Source organism: Rhodococcus qingshengii JCM 15477, assembly GCF_023221595.1.
GTDB classification, from domain to species: domain Bacteria; phylum Actinomycetota; class Actinomycetes; order Mycobacteriales; family Mycobacteriaceae; genus Rhodococcus_F; species Rhodococcus_F qingshengii.
In genome coordinates this window covers 510,845-516,925 of sequence record NZ_CP096567.1, presented here as the reverse complement: position 1 = coordinate 516,925, position 6,081 = coordinate 510,845, and the positions used below count along the sequence as shown (strand labels likewise).

At 59.2% G+C, this 6,081-nt stretch carries 4 protein-coding genes; 2 read left to right on the top strand and 2 right to left on the bottom strand.

Translation table 11 applies throughout. The features are described 5' to 3' along the window. Positions 1-724 precede the first annotated feature (724 nt). Positions 725-913: a hypothetical protein gene (locus M0639_RS33575; protein WP_042447579.1), complete on the top strand. Its 189-nt coding sequence runs from the start codon at positions 725-727 to the stop codon at positions 911-913. Between the two features lie 114 nt (positions 914-1,027). Here the strand turns inward: M0639_RS33575 and M0639_RS33570 are convergent, their stop codons facing one another. Together M0639_RS33570 and M0639_RS33565 are read right to left on the bottom strand one after the other, a co-directional pair. After that, positions 1,028-1,249, bottom strand: coding sequence for a hypothetical protein (locus M0639_RS33570; RefSeq protein ID WP_058037325.1), 222 nt, complete (start codon positions 1,247-1,249; stop codon positions 1,028-1,030). 366 nt (positions 1,250-1,615) lie between these two features. Then, the gene (locus M0639_RS33565; RefSeq protein ID WP_024487937.1) at positions 1,616-2,524 is read right to left on the bottom strand and encodes a DUF3800 domain-containing protein; all 909 of its coding nucleotides are present in this window, start codon (positions 2,522-2,524) and stop codon (positions 1,616-1,618) included. Positions 2,525-2,799: 275 nt separating this feature from the next. Here M0639_RS33565 and M0639_RS33560 point away from each other — a divergent pair, with 275 nt between their 5' ends. Further along, on the top strand, positions 2,800-5,601 hold the full coding sequence (locus M0639_RS33560; RefSeq protein ID WP_058037326.1) for an ATP-binding protein: 2,802 nt from the start codon (positions 2,800-2,802) through the stop codon (positions 5,599-5,601). Positions 5,602-6,081 lie beyond the last annotated feature (480 nt).

Genomic DNA, 6,081 nt, shown 5'->3' with positions numbered 1-6,081 from the left:
ATCTCCCGCGGCGCTCTCCCGATGCTCCGCATCGGGAACGGAAGCGGCTCGCTTCGCTCCCCACCAGGGAGCCGCTGCGCGGCTCGCAGTGGGTCCAGCCAGACTGCCGTCGATCGAGTCGCTGCGCGCCTCTAAATTCCTGAATTGTCTTTGTCACCAAAGGATTTGATCGGAACTGAGAATTCGGTACCCAAGTACCAAACGAGGCTGGGGAGGAGCGGAGGTCGCTCAAAGCTACCCCGTCTCGCGTCTGCCAACTCATCGTCATCATGCTTCCCATCCTACAGGACCCCACCCCAAACCGCAAAACAACACAGAACCACGAAACGTCGAAATCGTAACCACCACAACATAATTCGAGTCTCCCCAAAACACCTCCATGCGTAACCACCGAAACAGATTACCCACCAACCGATAACCCAAAGTTACTGAAACACAACAACATTCAAAAACACCCAAAAATCGGCCCACACACGCCCGCCGAGCACCCCCCGACACTCCCCCACCACCGAACCCGAGCACCCCGCCGGCCCCATCAGCCGGCCCCAAATTCGCCGGCGCCCCAACTCCACGAACACACCACCCCGGGACATGCCATCACCGCAGGTCACAAGCCAGCAACAACTCAATTCCCCTACACGAACATGTGATCTCGCCCGTAGCTCGAACAACAAGAGATGAGGACGCACCCACGCGGAACTCCAATCCACTACGAGGAGCAGAAATGCACGAGCACGACGACCAGACCCCCGACAACCACCGCCCCACCAGGGGCGAGCAGCTCCGCGCCCTCGCGCAACGGGTACCGAACACGATCAAGATCTTTCTCACCGCCTGCATCGTCGACTGCCTCGCCGACGCCACCACCGAACAGGTCTCACAGCTCCTCCTCACCCTCACCAATCAGCAATAGCCACACCCACACCCCCAACACACGAAAAAGCCCCCCACCGCACGGTGAGAGGCCATTTTCGGAGCACGCAACGAAGAGGACCGGCCCGGTAGCTTCGGGCCGGTCCTCTATCGCCTACCGATCCACGCTCACGCGAACCGCAACAACGCGATACGCGTCCGCGTCCTCCAGACGCGGAGCAATCGCATCAGGGTTGTCGGCGTTCCACTCACCCGCACGAGCAACCGACTTCCGGACTGCGCGGCGCGCAGCCTGATCGAAGCCCTGCGGAGCGTCAACCGTCACGGTGAACGCCTCATCCGCGAACTCGAATCCGACAGCGGCCTGAACCTCCACGGCGTAGGTACTACGGAAACCGGGTGCGTTAATACGGACCGAGACAACGCGGTACGCGCCCTTGTCCTCGGAACGCGAAGTGGTCGCGTGAGGATGCAGCGATGGGGCAGTGCGGAACCGCTTCGCGAGGCGGCTTTCGAGTGGATCGTTTTCTATCGGACTTCTCGAATATCGTTGTCCGCGAACAGGCTCGAACGAATCGTCCAGAAACAGTCCCCCGCTCGGCTGGTATTCACCCGGCTGGATGAATCACTTGGGCCCGAGCACTCGCTCGACATGATCGCGGAAAGTCGACCAGAAGCTGGTTTCAGTTGTCATCAGCAGTTTTATCCAAGCGAAACTCATGCAACTACCCGAGAGAGTGCATTACTGTCGGATCTGTGCTCGCTCGGCCGCGGCCTTCATCCGACGGAATCGATCGGCCGGAAGTTGGTCGCCGACCAACTGTCCCGCCGCCGCCGGATGCAGCAGTCGATCACTGCGGAAGATGTCGGAGTGATTGAGATCGGAAAGGTCACGCTGCCACAAGTGGATCTTCGACTCATGAGTGAATGCGCCCCTGACCGACGGGAGTGCGTTGTCCCCCGTCACCCACTGGTAGGGGGATTCCTTGATGATCTGGTACTCGATCGCTCTCGTTACACATGCGGCAATCCAGTCGGAGAACTGAATGTTCGAACTCAGGACACTGTCTATGTGCATTGGCGGCTCGATGATCCGCTTCATTTCCGGATATCCGCTCGCACGACCCAAGATGTGCTCGTACATGGCCGGCAGCCGAGCTGCGCGCGTCTTCTCGTTGATCTGATCGATCATGACCATCACGTTCGAGCCTTTGTAGTCGGCGTACCGGGCGATGCGGTTGAGCGCTTCGCGCATCGCAGCTGTTTCTCGGGCGTCCGTATCGAGGTCCGTCTGTTTCGGGGTTCCGAGAGGTTTTTCCGCGGCGTAGTAGAAGAGGGCGCCGTCGAGGCTGCGTACGCTGCGCACCAAAGTGTTGAATACTCGGATCTGTTGCCGATACTTGTCGAAAGTGTCGGGACGAAAGATACTCGCGCCCTTACGTTCCCACCGTCCAGGGTGCTCTGCCTTCTCGATCTCGGTTTTGAAGATCTCCCGCTTTTTCAGCGTGAAGATTTGACCGAACTTTCGAGCATTGTCAGCGGGAAGGATCAGGCCGGCGTAGCCGAACGCGGGACTGGTGTTGAAGCGAGCGTGATCGCGCGCAACGAATGCCCCTGTCTCGCCGATCTCGTCAATGTACGCCAGCAGCATGGAACGATTATTGCCCTCCAGATACGCGGAAACCCACGCCTAGGCGTGGGTTCCGGAATTAGCGCTCAGAGAACTATTTCATCTCCAGCTACTGGCCATAGGATAGTTCGACGTCCACGGTTTGCGCAAGTGGAATGATCGAGTGTGGCGCCAGGCATAAGTCTCTCAATTTGCTCAAATTGTCTGTAGAACGGATTCGCTTCGACGCAACGCTATTCGGCTCGCGGCGGTGACCTGCAATAGAAGGTGTCGGAGGTCAGCCGCATACTGTGCTCATGCGGCCTGAACTCACCGATCTTCTGTCGATGTCACATCCTGTTGTAGTAGTCACGGGTGACTCCGGAACCGGTAAGTCATCGATCCTCGCCGACCATCAGATCGAACTCTCACGTGGTGCAGCCATCGCGCCGCCGCCGGTCACCTGTGCGTTCGACAGCGGCGCGTTGCAGGTCGCCATCCTGAATGGCCTCGTCACAGCCTTGGTCACCTCGATGGCGGATCGGACCGCGTGGCGCACCATCCAGAACCGACTCGACACCGCAGGCAAGGAAATGGTGGCCGAAGTCGGTAAGAGCCTGGCCAAGGCCGTGACCCAGGAAGTCATGGCGTTGGTGAAGGCGCGAATCGGCGAACATGCGGGCGAAGGTCTCGCAGCGTTCTTCAAAGGCCTACGCCAGGATACGACCGCTGATCTACGGCGAGATCTCCAGTCGCGAAGCGATACCAACGTCGTCAAGCTCCTGGTACGGCTGTGCGACGAGGTTGCCACTGTGCTCAAACGCGACGTGATTCTGGCTATCGACGAGTGCCAACGGCTGACAGAGGATGACCAACGGGCGTTGGCCAGTCTTTGCATCGCGCCCCCTAAACGCGCACGATTCGTGATCGCCTGGTCGTCGGCGGCGCACGAGGCTCGTACCGGACTCACCAGACTTCGAGACACCGGATGCGGGGAGATAATCGTCGGCGGACTCAGCAGAGCAGATGTCGAAACCATGCTCAACCGGGCAGGCGTCACAAGTGCTAACACGGATCGTGTCTACTTCCTGAGCAGCGGATTCCCGATCATCGTCGAAGGTTTGATCGGTCAGCTCCGCAGCGGCGGTACATTGGATGAATACACGCCCCCTACTGCATTCGTCCGCTCGCTGGAAGATGCGCTGGCTCGACTCCCAGGCGATGCGCAGATCGCTGCACGCTGGCTGTCGGTCTTCGAATTGCCACCGCCTGAATCGACGATCACTGCCTATCTTGATCTCACTTCAACTCAGTGGGGTGTGTTGCGGCAGTCTCTCGAGCGGGAGAACATCCTCAGCGTAGAACGCAATGGACAACTCTGGTTTCACGAAAGCCGCAGATCACATCTGTGGGACCGCATGTTGAGCGAGGGCGAGCGGTTCGAGATCGGCCAGCCTGCGTACTCGGCCCTTCTCGCGCAATATCGCGACGACATGAGCTCCTCGATCGGTTTGATGGTGCCGATCGCACATACTGCTCGGTTCGCTCGCGACAGTCAGGCGGCCAATCCGCAACTCGCGAAGATCCTCGATCTGACGTCGGCGCAGCTGGCTGTCCTGGCGTCGATGATCGAAATCGAGATCATTCCCCTCGGTGATCACGATCTTCGATGGACGCCGCCGGAGAGCGCACTCATCTACGCGCACAACATCTTCGGCGCAGATCGCGGGGACGCACTCGCCGCACTTCCGGTCCTGATCGAACAAGAATTCATCGAAACCGCGGACCAAACGGAACAGATCAACGCTGATCCAAACGTCACCGTCACCATCAGCGCCGACCCGACCGACGAATGCCACATCGTGCTGCACGGCCGGATCCAAGACATCCTGGGAAAAACCGCCATCCCGCAAATCACCGGTCGCATCGTGCACGAACACTTCGAGGCGCTCAGACTGGAATCATCGCTCGTGCTCACCGATCCCGGCAGATCAGATGCCATCGAGCTCATTCGTAACGCAAACAACCAACCCTTCTACCGATTCAATCCTCTACGCAGAACCGTCTACCCGATGATGGCCGTGTGGGTGGACTATGGCGGGCATCCCATCAGCATGGCAGCGATCTTCAATCGAGACACCGAACGGCAGAAAGCGAAGAAGGCCGCGATCTCCGTAGACGAAGTGTCCTACGGCCGCCGAGTAAAAACTGTTCGCACTTTCGAGGATCAGATGTCGACGATTCCGTCGATGCGGCTGTTCAAAGCCGTGTACCTAGCCACCGGACGACCGGTGGAAGGTAACCGTGAGGGAACAAGAAACTGGCAGATGGTCAACGACGGACCTCCGCTCCCGATCAGTGAGTACGTCCAGCGCCAGATCACCCTCGCCGACATACTGCGGACCCGTGTCGACGATCTCGAACAAGAGGTCTATGCGTTGAGGGAACTGAGAGGTGCCGCCGTCGGACAAGCTCCGGACGATACCTACTTTTTCGTGGAACTACGTGGAAGCACCCGTGTCGTGGAAATGACTCCCGAGCACATCGCACTACTCCAGGATGACCTCCCCTTCAGATTCGCCCGACTCGAACATCACCTAACGCTCCGTCCCGGCGAGCGAACCCACCACATCACCGAGCGCATACAGCCCAGCGGTCTGATCGACGATCCAGCAGTCACGCTGTTGAACGACTTCTGGGAGACCGCCCGGGAGTTCAACGAACATCAACCCCGCCGCCGCATCAAAATGCAGAAGGGATCACTGACACAACTTGTGCGCGACACTCACATACGGGACACGACGCTGGCTCGAACGCTGTCGGAACAACTGACCATCGGCGGCGCACGAGGGCACAGACCGCAACACGCATTGCGAGTTGCGGTTCACCCAGGAAGCGCAAGCGTTCCACCCCTCGTCGCATACACACAGCCCATCGGTAGCCCCACCGATGTACAAGTTCGGTTTGCCCCCCGCTCATCCCAACCCAGGGATATGAAGGAGCTGCATTCCCAGATGTTCGGCGACGAGACCCAAGAAGAGCTGTACGGCGACGACGCCCACTCAACCGTCGCCGGTCTACTCGGATACGACACCGACGAGATCGAACTGATTCAGTAGGGTCACGCAGTTGCGGTAGTTGGCGTTGAGGGCCGTTGTCCCTGGCGGACGAGGTAAAGCTGCGAGGTCATGACTAGTCCTCTCTCATCGGTTTTGCACGTCGACGACGTTCGGAGTGTGCCTATGCGATGGGTGGCAGAGCAACCATCGGCCCGACCGAACGTCATGTGTGCGTCGTTCCGTTTCTTTTTGTCCACCTTTCTTCTCTTCTTGCCCACGTTGCAGGGAGCAGCGGTCACGGCACGGCCGTGCATCCGGAGAACCGGGCCTCTGTCGGGATCATCAACAGCGGCCGGTGACTTTTGTGAATCAGGCCCTCCGCCCCATGTCGACCTTGGTGGCGATACATCTACCCCCACTCATCTTGCACGAAAGTCGGTGACATTGGTCGTGGTGGAGCGGCCACGACAACGGAGCGCTTACTCGGAAAGGAGGAGTGGTCCGTTGCCAGCGGGCACTTCTCGGGCGCCGACAGCCTGG